The following is a 25,992-nucleotide window of genomic DNA, read 5'->3' as shown; positions in this document are numbered from 1 at the left end:
CGGGACCTCTCCCCCGCTCTTTGTGGCCGTGTTGGTCTCGACACCGCTCGCTTCGCTCGCGGGCTCGACCAGCGGTGCGGGAGCAGGCGCCGACTTGGACTCCAGGCACGCCACGAACTGCCCGAGCAGCTTGTCGGAGACGTCCTGCATGACCCCGCGACCGAACTGGGCGGGCTTGCCGGTGACGGCGAGGTCGGTGACGATCTCGACCTTCGTACCCGCGCCTTCGGGCGCCATGGTCAGGGTCGCGTTGGCGCCGGCGGTGCCGTTGCCGCGCTTGTCACGTCCCTTGGCCTCGACGACCAGGCGGCGGGCGGCCTCGTCCTTCTCGACGAAGGTGCCGGAGCCGGCGTAGACCATGGCGATCGGGCCGAGCTTGACCTTCACCGTGCCGGTGAAGGTGTCGCCCTCGGCCGAGGTGACCTGGGCTCCCGGGAAGCATTCGGCGAGCGAGCCGATGTCCAGGAAGCTGTTCCAGGTCTCCTCGACCGAGGTCGGAACCGTGAACTCGTGCGTCAGGTCCACGCCTCAGCCCCCGAGGGCCTTCGTGATGGCGCGCCGGGTCAGCACCGTGACCAGATGACTCCGGTAGTCGGCATCGCCGTTGAGGTCGGAGGGCGGCTCGGCGCCGTCCGCGGCCAGGGCCGCGGCGTTGCGTACGACCTCCTCGGTGGCCTGCTGGCCGACCAGCGCGGCTTCGACGCCGGCGGCACGCAACGGGGTCGAGCCCATGTTGGTGAGCCCGATCGCCGCACCCTCGATCACGCCGCCGGAGACCTTGAGAGTCGCGCCGACCGCACAGATCGGCCACTGGTGGGCGACCCGGACGAACTTCTCGTAGTGGGCCGTCCATCCGGTGTGCTTCGGGATGCGTACGCCGATGAGCAGCTCGTCCTCGGAGACGGCCGTCTCGAAGAGCCCCTGGAAGAACTCCGAGCCCGGGACGACCCGCTCACCGGCCGGCCCGGCGATGACGAACTCGGCGTCCAGGGCCAGTGCCGGGGCTCCGAGGTCGCCCGCCGGGTCGGCGTGGGCGAGTGCGCCACCGAACGTGCCGCGGTGGCGTACCTGCTCGTCGGCGACCGTCGCCGTGGCACGAGCGACCAGCGCGGCGTGCTCGGCGACCAGAGGATCGGCCGCGACGTCACAGTGGCGCGTCATGGCGCCGACGAAGATCGCCGCACCCTCGTCGCGTACGCCGCGCAGCGAGTCGATGCGACCGAGGTCGATGACCCACTCCGGAGCGTTGAGTCGCATCCTCAGCACCGGCAGCAGGCTCTGCCCGCCGGCGATGATCTTGGCCTCGTCGCCGTACTGCGCGAGGGCGGCCAGTGCCTCCTCGACCGTGGTCGGGGCGACGTAGTCGAACGATGCGGGAATCACTGGACATCTCCTTCCGTGCGGTCGACGTTCCCGGACATGCCCGTCGACGGATCGAAGTGCGGTGCGGCGGCACCGGTGGTGTCGCCACCGGCCGAGCCCTCGTTGATGGCCCGCCACACCCGTTCGGGCGTGCAGGGCATGGTCACGTCGTGCACGCCCAGCGGACGCAGCGCGTCGACGACCGCGTTGACCACAGCCGGCGTGGAGGCGATCGTGCCCGCCTCGCCGACGCCCTTGGTGCCGAGCGTGTTGGTGGTCGCGGGCGAGGTGGTGTGGTCGATCTCGAAGCTGATCGTGTCGGCGGCGGTGGGCAGCAGGTAGTCGACGAACGAGCCCGACACCAGGGTCCCGGCGTCGTCGTAGACCGCGTCCTCCCACAGCGCCTGGGCGATGCCCTGGACCAGTCCACCGTGCACCTGACCTGCGACGATGAGCGGGTTGATGATGTTGCCGATGTCGTCGCAGCAGACGTACTTCCGCATCTTCACCTGCCCGGTCTCGGTGTCGACCTCCATCGCGCACAGGTGGGTGCCGTGCGGGAAGTTGAAGTTCTCCGGGTCGAAGGTGGCCTCGGAGTCGAGGTTGGCCTCGACCCCGTCGGGCAGGTTGTGCGCGGCGAAGACCGCCGTGGACAGCTCGCCGATGGACATGCCCTGGTCGGTGCCGCGCACCGTCCACCTGCCGCCGGTGAACTCCATGTCCTCGACGCTCGCCTCGAGCAGGTGCGCCGCGATCGGCTTGGCCTTCTCGAGCACCTTGTCGGCCGCCCGCACCAGCGCCTCACCACCCACGACCAGCGAACGCGACCCGTAGGTGTCATAGCCCTTGGCGGCGATCTGGGTGTCCCCGTGGAGCACCTCGACGTCCTCGAAAGGTACGCCGAGACGGTCCGCCACGATCTGGCTGAACGCCGTCTCGTGCCCCTGGCCGTGCGCGCTGGCACCGGTGATGACCTCGACCTTGCCGGTCGGCGTCAGCCGCACCTGGGCGTGCTCCCAGCCGCCGGCACCGTAGTCGAGGCTGCCGAGGACCCTAGACGGTGCCAGGCCGCACATCTCGGTGAAGGTCGAGATGCCGATGCCGAGCTGGACCGGGTCGTTGTTGGCGCGCCGCTCGGCCTGCTCGGCACGGAGCGCGTCATAGCCGAACATCTCCTTCGCCTTGGCGGTCGCGGCCTCGTAGTTCCCGGAGTCGTACGTCAGACCGGCGATGGTCGTGAACGGGAACTCCTCGTGCTTGATCCAGTTCTTCTCCCGGATCTCGAGCGGGTCGACCCCGACCTCGGCGGCCAGCTCATCCATCAGCCGCTCGATGGCGTACGTCGCCTCCGGCCGCCCCGCGCCGCGGTAGGCGTCGGTCCAGGTGGTGTTGGTGAGCACCGTCTGGCAGTTGAACTGGTAGGCCGGGAACTTGTAGATCGCGTTGAACATGAAGGCGCCGAGCACCGGGACACCGCCGCCGACGATGGCGACGTAGGCCCCCAGGTTGGCGTCGAGCTCGACCTTGAGGCCGGTGACCTGACCGTCCTTCGTCGCCGAGAGGGTCAGCTTCTGGATCTGGTCGCGGCCGTGGTGGGCGCTGAGGAGGGACTCCGAGCGGGTCTCGGTGTACTTCACGGGCTTGCCGAGCCGGCGGGCGATCGCGAAGACGATCATCTCCTCCGGCGTCTGCTGGAGCTTGCCGCCGAAGCCACCGCCGACGTCGGGCGCGATCACCCGGATCTTCGACTCCGGCACGCCTGTGGTCGCAGCGAACGCGAACCGCAGGATGTGCGGGATCTGGGTGGCGCTCCACACGGTGATCTGCTCACCGGTCGGGTCGCACACGACGCTGCGCGGCTCCATGAAGGCCGGGATCAGTCGCTGTTGGCGGTAGGTGCGCTCGATCACGATGCCGTCGCTCTTCGCGGAGGCGATCGCCTCGTCGACGTTGCCGCCGGTGCCGGCCTGGGCGCTGTCGAAGACCCACAGGGCGGACTTGTTGGTCCCGAGGTCGGGGTGGGCGAGCACCTCGTCCTTGACCGCCTCCTCGAGGGAGACGACCGCCGGGAGCTCCTCGTAGTCGACCTCGACCATCTCGGCGGCGTCGCGGGCCGCGGCCGCGGACCGGGCGGCCACGATCGCGACGATCTCACCGGCGAAGGCGACCCGGTCGGTGGCGATCGGCGGGTGGGCCGGCGTCTTCTGGTCCGGCGTGATCGGCCAGGCGTTGATGCAGGCGCCGAGGCTCTCGTCGAAGTCCTTGGCGGCCAGCACGGTCACCACGCCCTCGGAGTCCTCCGCGGCGCTGGTGTCGATGCCCGTGATCCGGGCGTGGGCGAACGGGCTGCGCACCATCGCCAGGTGCAGCATCCCGGGCAGGTTGATGTTGTCGGTCCAACGGGTCCGTCCGGTGATCAGGCGCGCGTCCTCCTTGCGGCGCCGGTCGCGGCCGATCTCGTTGGTCTTGTCGGGTCGTGCCTCTACCGCGGTCACAGCGCGTCCACCTCCTCGGTGGCGCCGCGCGGGTTGGCGGCGGTGGCCAGGTGCCCGCTGGCGTACTGCACCGCGCGGACGATGTTGTGGTAGCCCGTGCAACGGCACAGGTTGCCCTCGATGCCCTCGCGGATCTCGTCCTCGCTGGGCTGCGGGTTGCGCTTGAGCAGGTCGACGGACTGCATGATCATCCCCGGCGTACAGAATCCGCACTGCAGACCGTGGCACTCGCGGAATGCTTCCTGGACGGGGTGGAGGTCGCTCTCGACCGTGTCGGCGAGGCCTTCGATCGTGGTCACCTCGCACCCGTCGGCCTGCACCGCGAGCACGTTGCACGACTTCACCGAGTCACCGTCGAGATGGACCGTGCAGGCGCCGCAGTTGCTGGTGTCGCAACCGATCACCGTGCCGGTCTTGCCGAGTCCTTCGCGAAGGTACTGCACGAGCAGCGTTCGCGGTTCGACGTCGTCGGTGACCTTCATACCGTCGACGCGCATGCTGATCCGGGCCATGTTGTCTCCCTGCCAGACGTCACTGTGTGGGCCAGATCACACTAAGACGTGCAGGGTTGGGCTCCGGTTGGCTGCCGTTGCGGCATACCTCTTCTTGGTCAGCGGCTGGCGGCCAAACGCGCCCTGAGCAGGGGCAACGCGGGGTGGGCGCTGGTGCCCAGGCGGCGCAGACAGACGTCGACGACCTCGGTGTCGTAGGGGGCCAGCTCGCTGTAGCTGAGCACCGCGTCCGGCTGCGGGTCGGCGATCAGCGCCTCGCGCAGCGCGACCGCGACGTACTCGGCCATCTCGGCCAGCGCCGGACTGTTGGTGCCGGGCAGGAGATCACCGCCGTACGCCTCCACAGCAGCGGCCACCCGGCCGTGGCGGATCAGGGCGAGGACCTGCTCGACGTCGGTCACGACCGGCATCAGCAGACGGTAGGGCCTCGAGGCGACCTGGCCGCCGAGGGCGTGGCGCAGGTGGGAGACCTCGGCCTTGAGCGTCGAGAAGGTGACCGCCTGGTCGCCGTAGACCATCGCGTGCAGCCGCTCCAGGGAGAGACCCTCGGGGTGGAGGGCGAGCAGGGCGAGGATCTCGGTCTGGCGACGGTTGAGCAGCAGCCGCTGCCCGTCGAGCCAGGTCTCGGCGGTGCCGAGCAGCGTCAGCACGAGGCCCGGTTCGGCGATCGCCTCCTCGTCGCGCTGGGTCGGGAGCTTCGGCAGCGCACCCTCGATGAGCCGTGCCATCACGCGGGCGGTGGCCAACCCGATCGGATGGGTGCGGTCCCAGGTGGTCGAGAGGTCGAGGACGCCGAGGTGCTTGCCGGTGACCGGGTCGTGGAGCGGTGCGGCCCAGCAGACCCAGTTGTGCACGACCTCCGCATAGTGCTCGGGGCCGAAGACCATCGTCGGGGTATTGGTGCGGTTGGCGAGGTCGAGTGCGTTCGTGCCGGCGCTCTCGTCGTCCCAGCGGCCACCGGGCACGAAGTTGACCGACTCGGCCTTGTGGCGCATCACCCGGCCGCCGTACGTCCACAGCACCCGCGTGTCCGGGTCGGTCACCGCGATGACCAGGTCACCGTCGTCCGCGGTGCACCGCAGCTCCTCCTCGACCCGCTCGACCGCCACCTGGAGCGGCGAGCCCTGCCACATCTCCCGGGTCTCGTCCTCGTCGGCCAGCGGCGCCTCACGCACGTCGGGCTTGATGGCCGTCGCCGAGCGCGTCCAGCTGGTCAAGATCTCCGGCCTGACGAAGTCCTCGACGGCATCGCCGCTCTCCACGAAGGCGGTCCACGCCCGCGCCGCGCTGATGCGGCGCTCCTGCAGATCGCTACGGACCATCAGATCCCCCTTCGGAGTCCGGCCCATTGAGGCTGGGTTCTGCCAAGGTAGCACCCTGTGACGTGCCTCACGATCCCCTCGGCGGTACCCGCTCGCGCCACGCTCGATCGCGGCTCCCAGGGCGGTGTCAGAGTGGGTGCATGACGACGCGCACCGCCACGACCTGGGCCGACTTCGAGACCGCTGCCAGGCTGCAGGTCGACTTCAACACCGAGTACGCCTACCCCGCCCCGCCTGCCGAGGAGCTCGCCCGGCACCTCAGCGGGCTCGTCGCCGGCGGGGACACGACGGTGATGCTGATCGGCGACCCCGCGGTCGGCCACGGCATCACCCGCTTCCGCCTGCAGACCACGGCCGACGAGCTCGAGGCCTACCTCGCCGAGCTGTACGTCGTGCCTTCCCGCCGCGGGCAGGGACTCGGCACGATCCTGCTGCAGGCGATCATCGACGAGGCGAAGGCCCGCGGTGCGACGTACATGGACCTGGGGACGAGCGAGGACGACACCTCGGCCCGCGCGCTGTACGAGAAGTTCGGCTTCGACAACCACGAGGGCCGCGGCTCCGGGCCGCGGGCGCTCTACTACGAGAAGGAGCTGTAGCGCGCCCGTTTCGGCCGCTCAGCCCGTCGACGATCAGGCCGGAGCGCTCTCGGTGCGTCCGTCGTACGACAGTCCGCGAGCCATCGCGTGGACGAGCATCGCGAGGACCAGGATTCCGGCGCAGACCAGTGCCACGATCGCCACCGACGTGCTCTGCGAGAGCTGGAGCTGGCGGAGACCGACCGCGACCAGCGCCCAGGCGCAGGAGAACAGCAGCTCGCGCAGGTTGCGCTTGAACAGAAGGAACAGCAGAGCGACGGTGAGCACCACGATCACCAAGGTCGAGGCCAGCGGGCTGACCGTGACGTCCTTGGAGTCGAGGTAGGTCGCGATGTTGACGATGCTGGCCGCGGTGACCCATCCGGTGTAGAGCATCAGCGGCAGCCAGACCATGAGGAAGTCCTTGGTCGAGGGCCGGGTGGTGCCCACCCCGAGACGCCACAGCGCGGCGTAGAGCGTTGCGGTGAGGGTCAGCAGAACCACGACGGAGAGGCCGACCCATTCCTTCACGAAGACGTAGGTCCACAGCCCGTTGCAGATGCTGGCGATGATGAAGAGCGGCCCGAGCCTCAGCGGGACGTCGTTCTCATCGCGCGGATCCCGAAGATCTCTCGCCTGGTAGACCGCGAAGACGATCAGCAGCAGATAGATGAGGGTCCAGATGGAGAATGCGTATCCAGCCGGGGTCAGGTAGGTGGCGTACTTGTCCGATATCTCGTTGATCGGCGGCAGATCGAGGATCTGCGCACCGGTCAGGAAGTTGGCCACCAACGCAAAGATGAGGGCGAGAGCATTCCCGAGCTGCCATGTTCTCTTCACCCTTCGACCGTAACAAACCCAGATCGTGGCTAACGGTCTTCGTGGATCCGGCCCGTCGTGGTGGCCAGGCGCTCGCCGGAGCCGCCCCAGCGGCCGGCGACGATCTCGGCGGCGATGGAGACTGCCGTCTCCTCCGGCGTACGGGCGCCGAGGTCGAGGCCGATGGGGCTGCTCAGGCGGGCGATCTCGGCATCCGACAACCCGGCTTCGCGCAGGCGGGCGAGGCGGTCGTCGTGGGTGCGGCGCGAGCCCATCGCGCCGACGTAGGCGATATCGGGGAGGCGGAGGGCGACCTCGAGGAGAGGTACGTCGAACTTCGGGTCATGGGTGAGGACGGCGATCACGGTGCGCTGGTCGATCCGGCCGGCCTCGACCTCGGCGCCCAGGTAGCGGTGGGGCCAGTCGACGACGACCTCGTCGGCCGAGGGGAAGCGCGAGTTGGTGGCGAAGACCGGACGGGCGTCGCAGACGGTGACGTGATAGCCGAGGAACGCGCCGACCCGGGCGACGGCGGCGGCGAAGTCGATCGCGCCGAAGACGAGCATCCGGGGCTTGGGCGCGAAGGACCACACGAAGACCCGCATCCCCTCACCGCGGCGCTCGCCGTCGATCCCATAGGACAGTGTCTGGTTGGTGCCGTGAGCCAGGAGCCCGAGCGCGTCGTCGTGGACGGCGTCGTCCATCCGGGTGCTGCCCAGGGAGCCCTTGACCCCTTCGGGGCGGATGAGGACCCGGCGCCCGAGGATCTCGGGGTCGGGATGCTCGATGACGGTGGCGAGCGCGACCGGGCTGCCGCTGCGTACGTCCTCGGCGAGCTCGCCGAGCTCCGGGAACGTCTCGGGTGAGACCTTCTCGACGAAGACGTCGAGGATGCCACCGCAGGTCAGCCCGACCGCGAACGCGTCGTCGTCGGAGACGCCGTAGCGGTTGAGCTCGGGGACGCCGGTCTCGGCGACCTCACGGGCGACCTCGTAGACGGCGCCCTCGACGCAGCCGCCGGAGACCGAGCCGACCGCGCTCTCGTCGGGGCCGACGAGCATCGAGGCGCCCGGCGGCCTGGGGGCCGACTGGAACGTCGCCACGACCGTGGCCACCGCCACCGTCTCGCCGGACTCCCACCACTTCATCAGATCGTCGAGTACGTCACGCACGCGCGATCACCTCCACCAGATCCTCGTACGTCGCCAGGGAATGTCCGGCGACGAAGTCGTCCACGTGCGGCAGCACCGCGACGATGCCTCGCTGCAGTGGTTCATATCCAACCTTGCCACGGTGTGGGTTGGCCCACACCACGCGATGGGCGAGACGGTGCAGCCTCGCCGCCTGTTCCTCGAGGAGCGCGGTGTCGCCGCGCTCCCAGCCGTCGCTCGCGATGACCACCACCGCGCCCCTGGCCAGACCCTGGTGCCGCCGCAGGAACGCCTGCAGGTCGTCGCCGAGCCGGGTCCCGCCCGACCAGTCGGGCACCGTCTCGCCGGCCGCGACGAGCGCGCGATCGGGGTCTCGGTGGCGCAGCGCGCGGGTGACGTTGGTGAGCCTGGTCCCCATGGTGAACACCGCCCCGCTCCCGGTCGTCGAGCTCACCCGATGGGCGACCCGCAGCAGCACGTCGGCGTAGGAGCTCATCGAGCCGGACACGTCGATCAGCCACACGACGCGGCGCGGCCGATCACCACGCCTGCGGTAGTGGATCCCGGCCGGTTCGCCGAGGTGTCGCAGGCTGGCCCGAAGGGTGCGATGGGCATCGACGCGCCCTCGCCGCCAGGGGTCCTGCCGCGGCGTCCGGCGGCGAGGGGCTCGCGGACGGAGGCGAGCGATCAGCGCGGCGACGCGCTCCTGCTCGGCCGGGTCGAGGCCGGCGACGTCGCGGTGGCGCAGGGTCTCGAGGTCGCTGGCCCGCGCCCGGATGAGGTCGTCGGTCTCCTCACCCTCTCCGTCGCCTTCCTGCGGCTCGGTCTCGGGCAGGGTCGAGGTGACCGAGACCGTACGCGGCGGCCCCTGCGGCCCCGGCAGTGTCGCGGTCGATCCGAACCAGGCCTCGAAGACCTGGTCGTAGCGGCGCAGGTCGTCGGGGCCGGCACACAGCGTGGCCCGTCCGGCGGTGTAGGTGGCGGTCGGGTCGCCGGCGCCGACGATCGCGGTCGCCTGCAGGAAGCCGTGGGCGCGGTCCTGGGTCACCTGCACCCCTGCCGCCCTGAGCGCCCGGGTGAAGCCGAGCAGGATCTCGGGGCCGTCGTGTGCCGTCATGCCAGCAGCCGGTCCAGGGCAGCCCGGACGCGGTCGGCGTCCTCGCGATGCTTGACGAGCGCGCCGAGCGTCGCGGCGGCGGTCTCCAGGTCCATCTCGGCCACCCCGAGATGGTGCAGGGCGCGGGCCCAGTCGAGGGTCTCGGCGACGCCCGGGGGCTTGAGCAGCGCGTTCGCGCCCTCGGCTCCGCGCAGCTGCTGGACCACCGTGACCACCTGGCGGGCGAGCTCCTCGGCGACCTCGGGGGCCCGGCTGCGTACGATCTCGATCTCGCGGGCCAGGCCCGGGTGGTCGATCCAGTGGTAGAGGCAGCGGCGCTTGAGGGCGTCGTGGAGCTCGCGGGTGCGGTTGGAGGTGAGGACGACGACCGGTGGGACTGTTGCCGCGACGGTCCCGAACTCCGGGATGGTCACCTGGTAGGTGGACAGCACCTCGAGCAGGAACGCCTCGAACTCGTCATCGGCCCGGTCGACCTCGTCGACGAGCAGCACCGATGGCGCCTGGCGCAGCGCGGCCAGCACCGGGCGGGCCAGCAGGAACCGCTCGTCGTAGAGGGACTTCTCGGCCTCCTCCACCTCTCCCGCGCCACCGGCCGCCTCGAGGGCGCGCAGGTGCAGGATCTGGCGAGCGAAGTCCCAGTCGTAGAGCGCCTGGGTCGCGTCGATCCCCTCGTAGCACTGCAGCCTCACCAGCGGCAGGTCGAGCGCCTCGGCGACCGCCTCCGCGAGCGCGGTCTTCCCGGTCCCCGGTTCACCCTCGAGCAGCAGCGGCCGCTGCATCTTCAGCCCGAGGAACGTCACCGTCGCCAGCTCCGGGTCGGCCAGGTATCCGGTCGCCGCCAGGCGGTCGGCGATCTCCTGGGGCGTCAGGTCCATGACCTGAGCCTAGAACGCGAAGCGTTGGCTCAGGGTTGGACAACCTCATAGGAGGGTACGAACGTGCCGTCGGTTTCAGCGGCGGTCGACGTCGTCCCCTCCGGCGAGGTCGCCGCACTCCACCAGGCGTACGTCGTGGGTCTTCAGGTAGCTCCGAGCCCCTTGGTCCCCGACGGCGGCCTCGATGACCCCCGCCCAGTGGTCGCGCCCGATCAGCACCGGATGGCCCGGAACCCCGGCGTACGCCGCTCGTGCCAGCCCGCCGGCCGAGCCTGCCGAGCCGGCCGAGACCACTCGGGCCACCACATCGGCCCCGACGTCGGGCAGATCGACGAGATGAACCAGCGCAGCCTCGGCGTCAGGTCCTAGAGCCGCAAGGCCGGCCTGCAGCGAGGCCCCCATCCCGTCGTCCCAGTCCTCGGCGACGACGACCCGCTGCCCCTCCGGGAGCCGCGCTCGGGCCTCTTCGGCGGCGGCGCCGAGCACGACGAGCACCTCGTCGCAGCCGCCCTCGCGCAGCACCTCGACCGACCGGACCAGCCAGTCGTCGACCAGCGCCTTGGGCATGCCCATCCGCCGCCCGGCGCCGGCGGCCAGGAGCAGGCCGGCGATCATCGTCACTTGAACGCGGCGGTGTAGAGCTTCTGCAGCTTCGCGGCCTTGACGTCGCTGTAGCCACAGCCGATGACCTTGGCATCGCCCTTGGCCGCGACCAGATAGGTCTTGCCCTTCTCGAACTCGGGCATCGGGATCGTGCTCGGCGCGGGCAGGATGATCCGGACGGTGTCGGTGCCACCGACGCCGTCGGCGTACATCCACGTCTTCACCCGCAGCACGGCCTCGCTCTCGCTCACGCTCTCCGCGGTGCCCTCGAAGGCCAGCGCGGCGTTCTGGGAGAGCCACTTCGAGGTCGGCGGGATGCACCGGGCGGCGTCCGCCACGACGGTCAGCTCGGTCGCCCCCGCACCTTCCGCCGGAGCGGACGACGAGGGGACCGGCGCGGTCTCGGTGACCGTCGCGGTCGGCGAGGGAGGTGCGGCCTCCGGGTCCTCAGCAGAGTCGTCGGCGCTGAGGAGGCCGAAGGAGGCGACGATGGCGACGAGCACGACCGCGGCGGCGACCACGGCCGCGACCCAACGCCACGGTGACCGCGGCGGCCTGAGACCTGTTGTCGCTCGCTGGCGCTCGCTCATGCCAACATCATGCCTCATCGCTGGGTGCCATCCGTGGACCCCTCTGGAGCCCCGCCCGTTGACACACGCACGTTGACACACGCAGGCGGGGCCCTGGCTTCGAAGAGCCCTGACCCCGCCCGCCGCTGCAGAACCTCACCCGGATATTCCCTTGGGCTTCAAAGCCCCCCAGATCCAGACGCTTCCCCGCAGTCGGCCACTGTGTGGAGCACCAATGTTGCGTTACCGAGCTGTTGTCGAGACAGTGTCGAAAGTCCCCAAAAGGATGGGACCGCTGGACCCGTCCTCATCGTCCGATCAGGTCATGCCAGATGGCGATCGAGGAACCCGATGACCCGCCGGATCGAGAGATCCCACTGCGGCCCGAAGGCGTGCTGCTCTCCGGGGTAGACCCACAGCCGCTGGCGTACGCCCGCGCTCTCCAGCAGGTCCCGGGTGGTGTAGGCCCACCTGATCGGGCAGGACTCGTCGTTGGTCCCGTGATGCATCTGGAGCGGGACCTCGATGCGGTCGAAGTACGTCCGCGCCGACAGCCCGTCCCAGAACTCCGGCTCCGTCTCGGGGTCGCCGTACTGCCGGTAGAGCCTGGCCACCTCGTCGGGTCGCGACGGCACCGCCCACCGGTTGATGTTGTCGACGATGTCGGAGGAGACCGACGCGTACGCCACCCCGGCCCGCACCAGCCCCGGCTGAGCGACGAGCGCGTTCATCACCACTCCCCCGCCCATCGAGCGGCCGAGCAGCGCGGTGCGGTCGGGGTCGACGTACGGAAGTCGCTTCATCGCCTGGACGGCGTTGATGGTGTCCCGCGTGTAGCCGAGGCGGCTCTCGTCCTCCTCGGTTCCTTCCGGGATCGGCGAGGAGCCGGCGTGGCCGCGGTAGTCGGTGTGCAGGACGACGTAGCCCTCGCGGGCCAGCCGGTCCTGCTCGCGCCGCAGCCCCTGCCCGGTGACGTAGATGTCGGTGTCGATGTGGCCGTGCGCGAAGACGACTCCGGGGAACGGGCCGGCGCCTCGCGGACGGAAGAGCACGCCGGTGATCGTCAGCCGGCCGCTCGGGTAGTTGACCTCGAAGCGCCGATAGGCATCCGTGCTGCCCGACTCCCGCAGCACCTTCACCTCGCCACCGGGGAAGTCCTCCCGCATCAGCTGCGGGAGCGAGACCTTGTCGGTCACCGGTGGCAATGTCTCCGACGGGCTCGGCGAGGGGGCCGGTGTGGCCGACGTCGACTCCGGTGTCCCTGGGGTCGTGGTCCGGGACGGCGGCGCGGCGGCGGGCTCCCCGCCGCATCCGGCGAGGAGCACGGCCGAGATCGCCAGCGCCGGGATCGCCTTCGGGGCCATGACGTCGAGCGTAGCCCGGTGGTCCTCGGTCGGCGGGCGGTTCCTTCGAAACGCAAGAGGGCCCCTCCCGAAGGAGAGGCCCTCTTGGTGAAGCTAGCGAAACAGGCTCAGAAGCCCATGCCGCCCATGTCACCCATGCCACCGGTCGGGTCGCCACCAGCGGCGGCCTTCTCCGGCTTGTCGGCCACGACGGCCTCGGTGGTGAGGAACAGCGCGGCGATCGACGCGGCGTTCTGCAGCGCCGAGCGGGTCACCTTGGCCGGGTCGATGATGCCCGCGGCCAGCAGGTCGACGTACTCGCCCGTGGCGGCGTTGAGGCCGTGACCCTGCGGGAGGCCGGCGACCTTCTCCGCCACGACGCCGCCCTCGAGGCCGGCGTTGATGGCGATCTGCTTCAGCGGCGCCGAGATGGCGGCCTTGACGATCGAGGCACCGGTGGCCTCGTCGCCGTCGAGCTCGAGCTTCTCGAAGGCAGCAGCGGCGGCCTGGATCAGCGCGACACCACCGCCGGCGAGGATGCCCTCCTCGACAGCAGCCTTGGCGTTGCGGACGGCGTCCTCGATGCGGTGCTTGCGCTCCTTGAGCTCGACCTCGGTGGCCGCGCCGACCTTGATGACGGCCACGCCGCCGGCCAGCTTGGCGAGGCGCTCCTGGAGCTTCTCGCGGTCGTAGTCGGAGTCCGACTTCTCGATCTCGGCGCGGATCTGGTTGACCCGGCCCTCGATCTGACCCTGGTCGCCCGAACCCTCGACGATGGTGGTCTCGTCCTTGGTGATGACGACCTTGCGGGCCTGGCCGAGCAGCTCGATGCCGGCGGTCTCCAGGGAGAGGCCGACCTCCTCGGAGATGACCTGACCACCGGTGAGGATCGCGATGTCCTGCAGCATGGCCTTGCGGCGGTCACCGAAGCCCGGTGCCTTGACGGCGACGGACTTGAAGGTGCCCTTGATCTTGTTGACGACCAGCGTCGAGAGAGCCTCGCCGTCGACGTCCTCGGCCAGGATGACCAGCGGCTTGCCGGTCTGCATGACCTTCTCCAGGACCGGGATCAGGTCCTTGACGCTGGAGATCTTCGAGTTGACGATCAGGATGTACGGGTCGTCGAGGACGGTCTCCATACGCTCCGGGTCGGTCACGAAGTAGGCCGAGATGTAGCCCTTGTCGAAGCGCATACCCTCGGTCAGCTCGAGGTCGAGCCCGAAGGTGTTCGACTCCTCGACGGTGATGACGCCTTCCTTGCCGACCTTGTCCATCGCCTCGGCGATGATCTCGCCGACGGTGGTGTCAGCAGCGGAGATCGAGGCGGTAGCAGCGATCTGCTCCTTGGTCTCGATGTCCTTGGCCTGGGCGAGCAGCTGCTCGGAGACGGCGTCGACGGCCGCCTCGATGCCGCGCTTGAGGCCGGCCGGGTTGGCACCCGCGGCGACGTTGCGCAGGCCCTCGCGGACCAGCGCCTGGGCGAGAACGGTCGCGGTCGTCGTGCCGTCACCGGCGACGTCGTCGGTCTTCTTCGCGACCTCCTTGACCAGCTCGGCACCGATCTTCTCGTAGGGGTCCTCGAGCTCGATCTCCTTGGCGATGGAAACACCATCGTTGGTGATCGTGGGGGCACCCCACTTCTTCTCGAGCACGACGTTGCGGCCCTTGGGACCGAGGGTGACCTTGACGGCGTCGGCGAGGGTGTTGAGACCCTTCTCCAGACCCCGACGGGCCTCCTCGTTGAAAGCGATGAGCTTCGGCATTGCTCCTGCGATCCTTCACTTGGGAAGTTCGTTGGATCCGGTCCGATGGGCTGCCCGCGACGGACGACGCCACTCCCGGCAGAACCCTTCCCTGCCGCTCGCGACGCCTCAACGTCACCGGTCCGGTTATTGTCACTCTCATGGTAAGAGTGCCAGCCTCATGTTTAGCACTCGACCCCCGAGAGTGCAAGAAAACTCAGACCGGCTTGGCGAGTTCGGCGAACTCCAGATCGTCCCGCAGCGGCAGCCCGAAACGCTCGTCGCCGTAGGGGAACGGCTCCAAACGCCCGGTACGCCGGAACCCCCGCCGCTCGTAGAACGCGATCAGGTCCTCGCGCTGGCGGATCACAGTCATCCGGATCTCGGCCGCGCCCCACGCCTGCGCGATCCGCTCGGCCTCGGCGATCACGGCCTTCCCGACACCGGCGCCCTGCAACGCCGGCGAGACGGAGAACATGCCGAAATAGACGTACGCCTCGCGCTTCTGCAGCTGGCAACAGGCGACGATCTCGCCGGCACGCTCGACGACCAGGAGCCGGGAGCCGGGTGCGGTGATCACCTCGCGTACGCCCTCGGGGTCCGTCCGCTGGCCGGCGAGCAGATCGGCCTCGGTGGTCCAGCCGGCCCGGGAGGCGTCGCCGCGGTAGGCGGACTCGATCAGCCCGACCAGGGCCTCCACGTCGGAAAAGGTCGCGTCACGGAAGGTCAGCTCAGGCACGTCGCCGAGGATAGCCGGGGTCAGCGCCCGCTGGTCGAGCCGTGAGGCCGCCTGCGGCCGAGCGTGTCGAGACCAACACAGTCCCATCGATCGCGACAGACGACCGTGTTGGTCTCGACACGGATTCGTTCGTTCCTCACGAATCCGGCTCGACCAGCGGGGAAACGGCTCGACCGGCGGCGCGGCTGTCTTCAGGCGGGTAGATCCGGCAGCGCGGGCCGGCGCAGCCAGGCGTCGAAGAGCGCGGTGAGGTCTCGGCCGCTGACCTCGGCCGCGAGGGCCTCGAAGTCGGCGGTGACGACCGATCCGCCGCTGTGCCGGGCCACCCAGGTGCGCAGGATCTCGAAGAAGGCCTCGTCGCCGACGGTGCGGCGCAGCGCGTGCAGGGTGAGTGCTCCACGCTTGTAGACGCGGTCGTCGAACATGTCCGCGGGACCGGGGTCGGCGAGGACCAGATCCTGCGCCAGGGCGGAGAGCCGACGGTGGTGGTGACGGGCGTGCTCGCCGCAGGAGCGGCCCCCCGAGGCGTCGGACCACAGCCACTCGCTGTAACAGGCGAAACCTTCGTGGAGCCAGATGTCGCGCCACTCGCGCAGGGTCACCGCGTTGCCGAACCACTGGTGGGCGAGCTCATGGGCCACGAGGCGTACGTCCGACCACTCGCCGGTGAGGTGGTTGCGTCCGAAGGTCGACAGCGACTGCGACTCGAGGGGGATCTCGAGCTCGTCGTCGGTGACCACGACGGAGTAGGAGTCGAACGGGTAGGGACCGAAGACGGAGGTGAAGTAGGCCATCATCTCCCGCTGGCGCCCGAAGGACGCCTCGAACCCGGCGGTGGCGTCGACCGGGTACGCGGCCCGGATCGGCACCCGTCCGCCCGGCCCTTCGGTCGGCGCGATGTCGACGACCCGGTAGCGCCCGATCTGCACCGTGGCGAGATAGGTCGCCATCGGCTCGGCCTGCCAGTAGCGCCAGGTCTCCCCGCTGCCGCGGCGTACGCGGGAGGTCAGCTCGCCGTTGGAGACGACCGCATAGCCCGGCGCGGTGGTCACGCTGATCGCGTAGCGGGCCTTGTCGGAAGGGCGGTCGTTGCACGGGAACCAGGTCGGCGCACCATGCGGCTGACCTGCGACGATGACACCGTCGTCGAGCTCCTCCCAGCCGGCGTCGCCGTGATGGGAGAGCACCACCGGACGGGGCTTGCCGGCGTATCGGACCGTGACCACGAACTCCTCGCCGGCCGCGATCCGCGAGCGGAGGTTCAGCACCAGGCGGTGGTCGTGGTGGGACCACTTGGCCGGTGGGCGGCCGTCGATCGCGACCTTCTGCACCCGCAGGTGGGCGAGGTCGAGGACGACGCGGCTGAGGTCCTCGACGGCGACCGCGCGGATCGTCGCCGTGCCCGCGAGCCGGTTGCCGACCAGGTCGTAGGTGAGCTCGAGGTCGTAGTGGGTCGCGCTCCACGACAGGTCCCCGTGACCTGCGAGGTAGGGGTCCGCTGTGGGGAGCTTCGGCACGGCGGTCATGGTAGAGGCATCCGCTCAGCCGGCCTGGTCCCAGGGACCGATCGGGTTGCCGATCCACAGGGTCTTGTCCGGCAGGCTCTCCCCGCGCATCACCAGCGAGACCGGTCCCACGACCGCATGCCGGCCGATGGCCGCGGCGGGCAGGATCACCGAGTTCGGCCCGAGCGTGGCGCCGCGCCGGAGCACGACCTCGTCGAGGGCCAGGACGCGGTCGTGGAACAGGTGGGTCTGCACGACCGTGCCGGAGTTGACGGTGGCTCCGTCGCCGAGCTCGACGAGGTCGGTCTCGGGGAGCCAGTGGGTCTCGATCCACACGCCGCGGCCGATCCTCGCGCCGAGCGCCCGGAACCAGAGGTTGAGCACCGGCGTGCCGGAGACGGCCCCGGTGAACCAGGGCGCGGCGAGCACCTCGACGAAGGTGTCGGCCAGCTCGTTGGCCCACACGAACCAGCTCCACAGCGGGTGCGAGCCTGCCCGGATGCGGCCCACGAGCAGCCACTTCGCCGCCACCGTGATGCCGGCGGCGACCGCTCCGGCGGCGGCGAGCACCGGCCCGGCGACCAGGATCGCGAGCCACAGGTCCACGGCGTCCCAGATCCTGACGAGCACATGGGCCACCCCGGCGTAGAGCAGCACCGCGAGCGTCTGCGGCACCAGCCGGGCCAGCTCGACGAGGGCCCGGGCGACCTTGAGCCCGGCCGGCGGGTCGTAGGTGCGCCCCGAGTCGGTCTCGCCGGCCGCCCGGCGCAGCGGAGCCGGCGGCGAACCGAGCCAGCTCTCCCCCTTCTGCGCACGCTTGCGGCGCGGGGCGGCGCTGAGCACGGCGACCAGGGACGCCTTCGGCACCTTGCGACCGGGCGCCGCCATGCCGGAGTTGCCGACGAAGGCCCGCTTGCCGATCTTCACCCGCTCGACCCGCAGCCAGCCTCCGCCGAGCTCGTAGCCGCCGATCAGGGTGTCGTCGGCCAGGAAGCTCTGGTCGTTGACCTGCGTCAGGCCGGGGATCATCAGCACCGTCGAGGCCTCGACGTGCTTGCCGATCTTGGCGCCGAGCGCCCGCAGCCACAACGGCGTCAGCGTCGAGGAGTAGAGCGGGAAGAGCCAGGTGCGGGCCTCGTCGAGCACCTGCATCGTCGACCAGACCGCGACGCCGCCCAGGCTGCGTACAGGATGTACGCCGGGCCTGATCGCCAGACCGGCGAGCCGGACCACGGCCCAGACCAGCGCGGTCAGGGTGAGGAACCCGGCCACGACCGCGGCCGGGCTCCAGGCGAGCAGCGGGCCGATGTCGGCGTAGGACGTCGGGACCCCGGCCAGGGCGACCCCGACGACGGTTCCGACGCCGATGGCGACCGCGGGAAGCAGGGCGAGGACGGCGGCCGCGATGCCATAGAGGAGCATCCAGACCTGGGCCCGTGCCTGTGGCGGCTGCCACGGTCCGCGTGCCTCCCGGGCCGCACGGGCAGCCGGCGAACCCGACCAGAACTCGCCGGCCGGCACCGTGCCGAAGACCGCCGAGCCGGGCCCGACCTCGGCGTCGTCGCCGACCCGAGCGCCGGGCAGCAGCGTCGACCGCGCTCCGACCCGGGCTCGTTCGCCCACCTCGACCTCACCCAGATGGAGCACGTCGCCCTCGATCCAGTGGCCCGAGAGGTCGACCTCCTGCTCGATCGAGCAGCCCTTGCCGAGGGTGAGCATCCCGGTGACCGGCGGGAGGCTGTGCAGGTCGACGTTCTTGCCCACCCGCACGCCGAGCAGCCGGGCGTACCAGAGCATCCACGGTGCCCCGGCGAGACCGTGGGCGCCGAGCTCGTCGACGGCGTGCGTCGCCAGCCAGAGCCGGAGATGGACCTTGCCGCCGCGGGCGTGCTCCCCCGGACGTACGCCGTGCAGGATGAGCCGCGCCGCGCCCGCGGCGAGCAGCATCCGGCCGGGCGGGGTCAGGAAGAGCGCGATCGCGGGCACCAGCACCCACCAGCTCAGCGAGGGCAGCCAGGGCGCCCACGGCTGGGCGAGGGTCGTCCCGAGCGCGATCCAGGTCAGCCAGCGCGGTGCCGCGAGGCAGCGCAGCAGGATCGTCGCGACCACCTGAGCGACCTGGGTCTTGAGGCGTACGGCCGGCACCTCGCGCTCGGAGAGCGCGGCAGAGCTGCCCATCTCGTCGATGTAGGCGGCCAGCGCGCCGAGCTTCGGCTGGTCGTAGATGTCGCCGAGCGCGACCTCCGGGAAGCGCTCGCGGATGAGGCTGACCATCTGAGCCGCGGTCAGGCTGCCCCCGCCGAGGTCGAAGAAGTCCGCCGCCGATCCGGTGACCTCGGCGCCGAGGACGTCGTTCCACAGCCCGGCCAGCCAGGCCTCGGTGTCGCTGAGCCCCTCCCCCGCACCCGCAACGGAGGCGAGCGGCCACGGGAGCGCGTCGCGGTCGACCTTCCCGCTCGTACGCGTCGGGAGGCTGTCGACCACGGCCAGCCGCGGCACCAGCGCAGCCGGCATGTCGGCCCGGAGCCGGGCGACGGAGGTGGCCTGGTCGAAGGCGTCGTCGACGGTCACATAGCCGACCAGGAGGCTGTTGCCGGCGGTGCTCTTCCGTACGGCGGCGGCCGCCCCGACGACACCGGGAAGTTGCAGCAGGGCGCTGTCGATCTCGCCCAGCTCGATGCGCCGGCCACCGAGCTTGATCTGGTCGTCGGCGCGACCGCCGAAGAGCAGCCCGGCGGGGTCGTTGACGACCAGGTCGCCCGAGCGATAGGCCCGCGACCAGCCCAGAGTGGGCATCGGGGCGTACTTCTCGGCGTCCTTGGCCGCGTCGAGATAGCGCGCCAGGCCGACACCGCCGATGATCAGCTCGCCGGTCTCGCCCTCGGGGACCGGGACCCCGGTCGCCGGGTCGACGACGGCGAGATCCCAGCCGTCGAGCGGGAGACCGATCCGCACCGGACCGTCCGCGGTCAGCTGGGCACCGCAGGCCACCACCGTCGCCTCGGTCGGGCCGTAGGTGTTCCAGACCTCGCGCTCGGGGGTGACCAGGCGGGCGGCGAGCTCGGGCGGGATCGCCTCGCCGCCGGTGATCAGCAGCCGGACCCGGTCCAGCGAGGACGGTGGCCAGAGCGCGACCAGCGTGGGCACCGTGGAGACGATGGTGATCTGGTTGGCGACCAGCCACGGGCCGACATCGACCCCGGAGCGAACCAGCGCGCGGGGCGCCGGGACCAGACAGGCGCCGTAGCGCCACGCCAGCCAGATCTCCTCACAGCTCGCGTCGAAGGCCACCGAGAGACCCGCCATCACCCGGTCGCCGACCCCGATCGGGGCGTCCTGGAGGAAGAGGTGGGACTCGGCGTCGACGAAGGCGGCGGCGTTGCGGTGGGTGACCGCGACACCCTTGGGCGTGCCGGTCGATCCGGAGGTGAAGATCACCCAGGCGTCGTCCTCGGTCGACGGCTCCTCCGGCTCGCGCTCCTCGCGGGCCTGGACCGTCGTCGTGACCCGCAGGTCGTTGGTCACGACCGCGGCGACCCGGGCCTCACCGAAGACCAGCCGGGCCCGCTCCTCGGGATCGTCGGCGTCGACCGGCACGTAGGCGGCGCCCGCGCAGAGGATCCCGAGGATCGCGACGTAGAGGTCGGTGGTCCCGCTCGCGATCCGCAGCCCGACCTTGTCCCCCGGCCCGATCCCGGCGGCGTTCAGCTCGGCGGCCAGCCCGTCGGCGGCCTCTTCGAGCTCGGCGTACGTCAGCAGCCCGTTGCCCGCGTCCACGGCCGGCTCGTCGGGCACCTGGGCCGCGGTCGCCCGGAAGATGTCGACGAGGGTCCGGGGCTCAGGCGCGAGCTCGCCTCGCAGCAGGGGGTCGGTCACATCCAGAGCCTTCCTGGAGGAGTTGAACGGATGACGTACATCATCGTTCCTTCTCGGTGTCGATTTGGCCCTGTCCCACCCGTCATCCCCGGTGTAAGACTCACACCGAGGCATGCGAAGGGATCAAGACGATGACCAGATACATGGTGCTGCTGCCGGCGAACGAGGCCTTCTGGGCCGAGTCGACGCCGGAGGAGAAGGCGGCCGGCTACGAGGTTCATGGCAGGTTCGCCAAGCTGCTCGCCGAGCGTGGCCACAAGGTCACCGGTGGCGCCGAGCTCCACCACTCCAGCAAGGCCAGAACGCTGCGCAAGACCGGTGACGGGGTAGTGATCACCGACGGCCCGTACGCCGAGACCGTCGAGCACGTGACCGGCTTCTACACGATCGAGACCGACGACGTCGACGACATGCTCGAGTGCTGCAAGGTGCTCGCCGAGCTCGAGACGGCGCTCGAGGTCCGCGAGCTCGTCGAGCACGAGGGGATGCCCGGATGAGGTACTACCTGCTCATCCCCAACGTCGAGGCCGAGTGGCAGGCGAAGACGCAGGCCGAGAAGGGCGCGGTCTTCGCCACGCACGAGAGGTTCGCGGAGCTGCTCGCCGACCGCGGGCACACCAACCTGAAGGGGTACGGCGCCGCGCTCGCCGATCCGGCGACGGCAGTGACCGTGCGCGGGTCCGGGGTGACCGACGGGCCCTACACGGAAGCCGCCGAGCATCTGGCGGGGCTCTACGTCGTGGAGTCGGAGGACCGCGACGACCTGGTCGAGTGCTGCAGGCTGCTCGCCACGGCGGAGTCGGCGATCGAGATCCGCGCGGCGGAGCTGGACTGACGACCGACGATGCTGGAGACGCTGCTGCGCGAGGAGTGGGGCCGGCTGCTGGCCCTGCTCGTCGCGCAGTTCCGTCGTCTGGACCTCGCCGAGGACGGCCTTGCCGACGCCTTCGAGGCGGCCGCCCGGCACTGGCCGGTCGACGGTGAGCCGGACAACGGACCGGCGTGGCTGCTCACGACCGCCAGGCGACGGATCGTGGACCGGATGCGCTCCGAGGAGGTGCTGGCCCGCAAGATGCCGCTGCTCATGGTCGACGCCGGGCTCACGCAAGAGGCGCAGCAGGTGATGGCCACGGTGCCGGCCGGGTCCGGCGGCGAGGCGATCACCGACGAGCGGCTCCGGCTGGTGCTGCTCTGCGCCCACCCGGCGCTCTCGCGTGAGGCCGCTGCCGCGCTCACCCTCCGGCTGGTCCTCGGCGTCCCGACCGAGGGCATCGGGCGGCTGTTCCTGCAGTCGAAGGCGACGATGGCGGCGCGGCTGACCCGGGCGCGCAAGCGGCTCGCGGGCGCGTCCTTCGAGGTGCCGTCGGACCTCGCTGACCTGCGAGAACGGATCGGGATCGTCGCCGAGGTCGGCTATCTCGCGTTCACCGCGGGCTATGCCCCCGGCACCGGCCCCGATGTCGTACGCTCCGACCTCGCCGGCGAGGCGATCCGGCTGGTCCGCGTGCTGAGGGCGGTGCTCCCGGCGCCGGACCCGGAGGTCGACGCCCTGCTTGCCCTGATGCTGCTGCAGCACTCCCGCCGGGACGCGCGGATCGGGCCGGACGGCGCTCTCGTCCTGCTTCCCGACCAGGACCGCGCCCGCTGGCGCACCGACGAGATCACCGAGGCCCTCGCGATCCTCACCCCGTTCGCCCACGCCGCGCCGGCGCCCTATCTCCTCCAGGCGCTGATCGCCGCGGAGCACGCGGTCGCACCCACCTCCGAGGCGACCGCGTGGGCCCGCATCGTCGAGCGCTACGACGAGCTGCTCGCGCTCCACGACACCCCTGTCATACGCCTCAATCGGGCCGTCGCCGTCGCTGAGGCCGAGGGAGCCGAGGCCGGGCTCCGGGCGCTGGTGTCGGTCGCTCTCCCGGGACACCGGCTGCCTGCCGTACGTGCCCAGCTGCTGGAACGATCGGGACGACACCACGAGGCGATCGAGGCGTATGCCGAGGCCATCGCCCTCTGCGCGCACCGGCCGGAGCGGGCCGACCTCACCCGGCGACGCGCGGCTCTGGAAGGTTTTGAACCCATTCCCTAGACGAGAACACGTTCTAGTTGCGACACTCGGTGCTGTGACCCCGATCACTCTCCCCGACATCCTCGAGGCGATGGCCGACGCCATCCCCGACCGCACCGCCGTGTTCACGATGGAACACGCCTACAGCTTCGCCGAGGTCGACGAGCGCGCGACCAGGCTGGCCAACCATCTCCTCGGGCAGGGCATCCAACCCGGCGACCATGTCGCCATCCACTCCCGCAACCGGATCGAGTGGGTCGACGCCTTCTACGGGTGCATGAAGGCGCGGGCGGTGCCGATCAACATCAACCACAAGTACCTCCACGACGAGCTCGACCACCTCTACCGCAGCTCCGACGCGGTCGCTGCGATCATCGGACCGGAGCACGTCGAGGCGGTCGCCGCGCTCGGCCTGGGCATCCCCACGCTGGTGCTGGGCGAGGAGTACGACGCCGCGGTCGCCGCCGCCTCGAAGGAGCGCCCCGACATCGAGCGCAGCCCCGACGACCGCTATGTGATCTTCACCGGCGGCACCACCGGGATGCCGAAGGGCGTCGTGTGGCGCCAGGAGGACATCATCCGGGCCGCGATGAACGCGAGCCGGTTCGGGGCGCCGTTCGACACCGTCGAGCAGCTCGCCGAAGAAGCGGCCGCGCAGGAGACACCGATGGTGCTGCTGGCCTGCGGCCCGATGATGCACGGCGGCAGCCAGTGGATCATGGGCAACGGCCATGTCGGCGGCTGCACGGTCGCGCTCTTCACAGAGCCGACCTGGTCGCCCGAGAGCATCCTGGACCTCGTCCAGGCGGCCGGGGTCAACTCGCTCACCTTCTTGGGTGATGCGATGGGCCGTCCGGTGGCCGAGGCGATCCTGCGCGAGCCGGAGCGCTGGGACCTGAGCGCGCTGTTCGCCGTCTCGAACGGCGCCGCACCTCTCTCCGCAGGGGTGCGCACCCAGCTCCGGGAGGCACTGCCCGGCCGCTACATCCTCGACTCCTACGGAGCCTCGGAGTCCGGAGCGACCGGCATGCAGGTCGACGAGGGCAAGGAGGGCGAGCAGGCCGCGCCGAAGTTCCAGGTCGGGATGGACGTACAGGTCTTCGACACCGACCTGAAGCCGTGCGCGCCGGGCGAGACCGGGATGCTCGCACGCACCGGGTCGATCCCGCTGGGCTACTACAACGACCCGGTCAAGACCGCGGCGACGTTCAAGGAGATCGACGGGCAGCGCTGGTCGATCCCCGGCGACTTCGCGCGGCGCGAGGAGGACGGCTCGATCACCGTCCTGGGCCGCGGCTCGGGCTGCATCAACACCGGCGGCGAGAAGGTCTTCCCCGAGGAGGTCGAGGCGGTCCTGCTGCGTCACCCCGACGTCTTCGACACCGCGGTCGTCGGCACCCCGCACGAGCGCTGGGGCCAGCAGGTGACCGCTCTCGTGCAGCTCCGCGAGGGCGCCGCGACCTCGGACGACGCGCTGCGGGAGCACTGCCGCAGCCTCATCTCCGCCTACAAGGTGCCCAAGGACATCCTGCTCGTGGAGCGAGTCCCTCGCACGCCCGTGAGCAAGGTGGACTATCGTGCGAGCGCTACGGTCGCTGCCGAGCTGCTCGAGGCGCGTAGGTGACGACCGGCTGATCCGACGTACGGTTCGGTGCCGTACGGCCCTACCCCTGGAAAGCCTACGTCTCTGTGTCCGCCGTGATCCCCCTCACACTGCCCGACATCCTGGAGGCGATGGCCGATGCGATCCCCGATCGCACGGCTGTCGTCACCTCCGACCGCGCCTACTCCTACGCCGAGATCGACGAGCGTGCCACGCGCCTGGCCAACCACCTGCTGAGCGTCGGTCTCGAGCCTGGTGCCCAGGTCGCCGTCCACGCGACCAACCGGATCGAGTGGGTCGACGCCCTCTACGGATGTCTCAAGGCCCGCACGATCCCGGTCAACATCAACCACGCCTACCGGCGCGACGAGCTCGCCCGGACGTACGCCGCCACCGACTGCGTCGCGGCCATCGTCTCCCCCGAGTTCACCGACGACCTCGACGAGCTCGACCTGAAGCTGGACCACCGGGTCGTCCTCGGCCCCGACTACGACGCCAAGGTCGCCGCGGCGTCCAAGGAGCGGCCGACCGTCGGGCGTACGCCCGGTGACTGGCACATCATCTTCACCACCGGCACCACGGGCACCCCGAAGGGTGCGGTGTGGCGTCAGGAGGACCTGATCTGGGCCGCGCTGAACACGGTCCGGCGCAACGCGCCGATCCCGTCGGTCGAGGGCCTCGCCGCCGAGGCGGCAGCTCGCGACTCGGGTGTCGTCCTGCTCGCCGGCGGTCCGCTGCTGCACGGGCAGAGCCAGCTGCTGCTCCTGCGGGCGCTGGTCGCCGGAGGCACCGCGGTGCTCGACACCTCGCCCACCTTCTCCGCCGAGGCATTCCTCGACCTCGCCGAGCAGGCCGGCGCGACCGCGATCACACTGCTGGGCGACGCCCAGGCGCGGCCGGTGGCTGCGGCGCGGCTGGTCGGGAAGAAGCGCTGGCCACTGCGCTCGCTCGCCGGTGTCTCCAACACCGCCGCACCGCTCTCCGAGAACGTCCTCGGGGTCCTGCGAAACGCGTTCGCCCGCCGGGTCATCGTCGACTCCTACGGCACCCTGGAGACCGGCGTCACCGGCTCCCGCGCCGACGACGGCTCCCCGCTCGTCCCCGGTGAGGCGCGGTTCATGGTCGGCCCGGAGGTGGAGGTCTTCAACCCCGACCTCACCCCGGCGGCTCCCGGCGTCGAGGGCCTGCTGGCCCGCTCCGGTCCCTCGGCTCTCGGCTACTACAAGGACAACGCCCGCTCGGCCACCGCGATCAAGCTGATCGACAACCGGCGATGGACCTTCCCCGGCGACCTCGCCCGTCGCGAGCAGGACGGCTCGATCACCCTGCTGGGCAGGGCCGCCACGCTCGTACGCACCGGTGACCTCGAGATCCACCCCGAGACCATCGAGGGCGTGCTCCTCGGCCACGGCGACGTCGTCGACGCCGCGGTCTTCGGCATGCCTCACCCGCGCTGGGGCCAGCAGGTAGCGGCCCTGGTGCAGCTGGCTCCGTCGTCCGAGACGACCGCCGCCGACCTGCGCAAGCACTCCCGCGACCTGCTCGGTGAGTCGCACGAGCCCAAGCTCGTCCTGCTCGTCGACGCGGTGCCGCGTACGCCTGCCGGGACCGTCGACTACCGCGCCGCCACCGGCTTCACCGCCGACCTGCTCAGCACCGGTGGCAAGGCCCCGGACGAGGCGGACGAGCGCTAGGCCCAGTCGGCGCGTTCTGACC

22 protein-coding genes are annotated in these 25,992 nt (G+C 70.7%); 6 read left to right on the top strand and 16 right to left on the bottom strand.

What is annotated here, in order from left to right:
• The 5 genes from ACFV9G_RS02890 to ACFV9G_RS02870 all read right to left on the bottom strand — a co-directional run.
• Positions 1-525 (bottom strand): SRPBCC family protein (locus tag ACFV9G_RS02890; protein ID WP_378724730.1); only part of this gene is annotated, 525 nt, incomplete at its 3' end.
• A 3-nt stretch (positions 526-528) separates the two neighbouring features.
• Entirely contained in the window at positions 529-1,383 is an 855-nt protein-coding gene (locus ACFV9G_RS02885) for an FAD binding domain-containing protein (RefSeq protein WP_378724728.1), read from the bottom strand.
• A complete protein-coding gene (locus tag ACFV9G_RS02880) occupies positions 1,380-3,857 on the bottom strand; it encodes a xanthine dehydrogenase family protein molybdopterin-binding subunit (protein WP_378724726.1) in 2,478 nt (825 codons plus the stop codon). Before ACFV9G_RS02880 ends, ACFV9G_RS02885 begins: the two co-directional genes overlap by 4 nt.
• Positions 3,854-4,369 (bottom strand): (2Fe-2S)-binding protein, encoded by a 516-nt coding sequence (locus tag ACFV9G_RS02875; protein WP_357360298.1) that lies wholly within the window; start codon positions 4,367-4,369, stop codon positions 3,854-3,856. Before ACFV9G_RS02875 ends, ACFV9G_RS02880 begins: the two co-directional genes overlap by 4 nt.
• 98 nt (positions 4,370-4,467) lie before the next feature.
• Positions 4,468-5,691 carry a transcriptional regulator gene (locus ACFV9G_RS02870; protein WP_378724724.1) on the bottom strand — a complete coding sequence of 408 codons (1,224 nt, stop codon included), beginning with the start codon at positions 5,689-5,691 and terminating at the stop codon, positions 4,468-4,470.
• Positions 5,692-5,831: 140 nt separating this feature from the next.
• Between ACFV9G_RS02870 and ACFV9G_RS02865 the strand changes: the two genes are divergently transcribed.
• Complete coding sequence (locus ACFV9G_RS02865; protein ID WP_378724722.1) at positions 5,832-6,290, top strand: GNAT family N-acetyltransferase; 459 nt, start codon at positions 5,832-5,834, stop codon at positions 6,288-6,290.
• A 33-nt stretch (positions 6,291-6,323) separates the two neighbouring features.
• Here the strand turns inward: ACFV9G_RS02865 and ACFV9G_RS02860 are convergent, their stop codons facing one another.
• From ACFV9G_RS02860 to ACFV9G_RS02810, 11 genes are all read right to left on the bottom strand, one after another.
• Positions 6,324-7,109, bottom strand: coding sequence for a tryptophan-rich sensory protein (locus ACFV9G_RS02860; RefSeq protein WP_378724720.1), 786 nt, complete (start codon positions 7,107-7,109; stop codon positions 6,324-6,326).
• A 29-nt stretch (positions 7,110-7,138) separates the two neighbouring features.
• Positions 7,139-8,260 carry an XdhC family protein gene (locus ACFV9G_RS02855; RefSeq protein WP_378724718.1) on the bottom strand — a complete coding sequence of 374 codons (1,122 nt, stop codon included), beginning with the start codon at positions 8,258-8,260 and terminating at the stop codon, positions 7,139-7,141.
• Entirely contained in the window at positions 8,253-9,356 is a 1,104-nt protein-coding gene (locus ACFV9G_RS02850) for a VWA domain-containing protein (RefSeq protein ID WP_378724716.1), read from the bottom strand. The genes ACFV9G_RS02855 and ACFV9G_RS02850 overlap by 8 nt, the downstream gene beginning before the upstream one ends.
• On the bottom strand, positions 9,353-10,231 hold the full coding sequence (locus ACFV9G_RS02845) for an AAA family ATPase (protein ID WP_378724714.1): 879 nt from the start codon (positions 10,229-10,231) through the stop codon (positions 9,353-9,355). Before ACFV9G_RS02845 ends, ACFV9G_RS02850 begins: the two co-directional genes overlap by 4 nt.
• A gap of 75 nt (positions 10,232-10,306) precedes the next feature.
• Positions 10,307-10,846, bottom strand: coding sequence for an NTP transferase domain-containing protein (locus tag ACFV9G_RS02840; protein WP_378724880.1), 540 nt, complete (start codon positions 10,844-10,846; stop codon positions 10,307-10,309).
• Between the two features lie 2 nt (positions 10,847-10,848).
• Entirely contained in the window at positions 10,849-11,424 is a 576-nt protein-coding gene (locus tag ACFV9G_RS02835; protein ID WP_378724712.1) for a hypothetical protein, read from the bottom strand.
• Positions 11,425-11,726: 302 nt separating this feature from the next.
• Complete coding sequence (locus tag ACFV9G_RS02830; RefSeq protein WP_378724710.1) at positions 11,727-12,767, bottom strand: alpha/beta fold hydrolase; 1,041 nt, start codon at positions 12,765-12,767, stop codon at positions 11,727-11,729.
• Between the two features lie 107 nt (positions 12,768-12,874).
• A complete protein-coding gene (groL, locus tag ACFV9G_RS02825; RefSeq protein ID WP_160026878.1) occupies positions 12,875-14,509 on the bottom strand; it encodes a chaperonin GroEL in 1,635 nt (544 codons plus the stop codon).
• Positions 14,510-14,705: 196 nt separating this feature from the next.
• Positions 14,706-15,227, bottom strand: a complete 522-nt coding sequence (locus ACFV9G_RS02820; protein ID WP_378724708.1) for a GNAT family N-acetyltransferase — start codon at positions 15,225-15,227, stop codon at positions 14,706-14,708.
• A gap of 191 nt (positions 15,228-15,418) precedes the next feature.
• Positions 15,419-16,753 (bottom strand): M1 family metallopeptidase, encoded by a 1,335-nt coding sequence (locus tag ACFV9G_RS02815; RefSeq protein ID WP_378724706.1) that lies wholly within the window; start codon positions 16,751-16,753, stop codon positions 15,419-15,421.
• A gap of 15 nt (positions 16,754-16,768) precedes the next feature.
• Positions 16,769-20,608, bottom strand: coding sequence for a Pls/PosA family non-ribosomal peptide synthetase (locus ACFV9G_RS02810; RefSeq protein ID WP_378724704.1), 3,840 nt, complete (start codon positions 20,606-20,608; stop codon positions 16,769-16,771).
• 131 nt (positions 20,609-20,739) lie between these two features.
• On the opposite strand from ACFV9G_RS02810, the gene ACFV9G_RS02805 reads away from it, so the two are divergent.
• The 5 genes from ACFV9G_RS02805 to ACFV9G_RS02785 all read left to right on the top strand — a co-directional run bounded on the left by ACFV9G_RS02805 (position 20,740) and on the right by ACFV9G_RS02785 (position 25,970).
• On the top strand, positions 20,740-21,105 hold the full coding sequence (locus ACFV9G_RS02805) for a YciI family protein (protein ID WP_378724702.1): 366 nt from the start codon (positions 20,740-20,742) through the stop codon (positions 21,103-21,105).
• Positions 21,102-21,443 carry a YciI family protein gene (locus tag ACFV9G_RS02800; protein WP_378724700.1) on the top strand — a complete coding sequence of 114 codons (342 nt, stop codon included), beginning with the start codon at positions 21,102-21,104 and terminating at the stop codon, positions 21,441-21,443. The genes ACFV9G_RS02805 and ACFV9G_RS02800 overlap by 4 nt, the downstream gene beginning before the upstream one ends.
• A 9-nt stretch (positions 21,444-21,452) precedes the next feature.
• Positions 21,453-22,694 carry an RNA polymerase sigma factor gene (locus ACFV9G_RS02795; RefSeq protein ID WP_378724699.1) on the top strand — a complete coding sequence of 414 codons (1,242 nt, stop codon included), beginning with the start codon at positions 21,453-21,455 and terminating at the stop codon, positions 22,692-22,694.
• Positions 22,695-22,728: 34 nt separating this feature from the next.
• Positions 22,729-24,297, top strand: a complete 1,569-nt coding sequence (locus ACFV9G_RS02790; protein WP_378724697.1) for an AMP-binding protein — start codon at positions 22,729-22,731, stop codon at positions 24,295-24,297.
• A 74-nt stretch (positions 24,298-24,371) separates the two neighbouring features.
• A complete protein-coding gene (locus ACFV9G_RS02785) occupies positions 24,372-25,970 on the top strand; it encodes an AMP-binding protein (protein ID WP_378724695.1) in 1,599 nt (532 codons plus the stop codon).
• Positions 25,971-25,992: the final 22 nt, after the last annotated feature.

It is taken from the genome of Nocardioides sp. NPDC059952 (assembly GCF_042730435.1).
Lineage (GTDB): Bacteria > Actinomycetota > Actinomycetes > Propionibacteriales > Nocardioidaceae > Nocardioides.
This window is presented reverse-complemented; position numbering and strand designations above follow the sequence as displayed.

Bases quoted from the DNA above. Each gene is read 5' to 3' on its own strand.
- ACFV9G_RS02875 (WP_357360298.1), bottom strand. From the start codon at position 4,369: ATGGCCCGGATCAGCATGCGCGTCGACGGTATGAAGGTCACCGACGAC.
- ACFV9G_RS02870 (WP_378724724.1), bottom strand. From the start codon at position 5,691: ATGGTCCGTAGCGATCTGCAGGAGCGCCGCATCAGCGCGGCGCGGGCG.
- ACFV9G_RS02865 (WP_378724722.1), top strand. From the start codon at position 5,832: ATGACGACGCGCACCGCCACGACCTGGGCCGACTTCGAGACCGCTGCC.
- ACFV9G_RS02850 (WP_378724716.1), bottom strand. From the start codon at position 9,356: ATGACGGCACACGACGGCCCCGAGATCCTGCTCGGCTTCACCCGGGCG.
- ACFV9G_RS02845 (WP_378724714.1), bottom strand. From the start codon at position 10,231: ATGGACCTGACGCCCCAGGAGATCGCCGACCGCCTGGCGGCGACCGGA.
- ACFV9G_RS02840 (WP_378724880.1), bottom strand. From the start codon at position 10,846: ATGATCGCCGGCCTGCTCCTGGCCGCCGGCGCCGGGCGGCGGATGGGC.
- ACFV9G_RS02835 (WP_378724712.1), bottom strand. From the start codon at position 11,424: ATGAGCGAGCGCCAGCGAGCGACAACAGGTCTCAGGCCGCCGCGGTCA.
- ACFV9G_RS02830 (WP_378724710.1), bottom strand. From the start codon at position 12,767: ATGGCCCCGAAGGCGATCCCGGCGCTGGCGATCTCGGCCGTGCTCCTC.
- groL (WP_160026878.1), bottom strand. From the start codon at position 14,509: ATGCCGAAGCTCATCGCTTTCAACGAGGAGGCCCGTCGGGGTCTGGAG.
- ACFV9G_RS02815 (WP_378724706.1), bottom strand. From the start codon at position 16,753: ATGACCGCCGTGCCGAAGCTCCCCACAGCGGACCCCTACCTCGCAGGT.
- ACFV9G_RS02805 (WP_378724702.1), top strand. From the start codon at position 20,740: ATGACCAGATACATGGTGCTGCTGCCGGCGAACGAGGCCTTCTGGGCC.
- ACFV9G_RS02800 (WP_378724700.1), top strand. From the start codon at position 21,102: ATGAGGTACTACCTGCTCATCCCCAACGTCGAGGCCGAGTGGCAGGCG.
- ACFV9G_RS02795 (WP_378724699.1), top strand. From the start codon at position 21,453: ATGCTGGAGACGCTGCTGCGCGAGGAGTGGGGCCGGCTGCTGGCCCTG.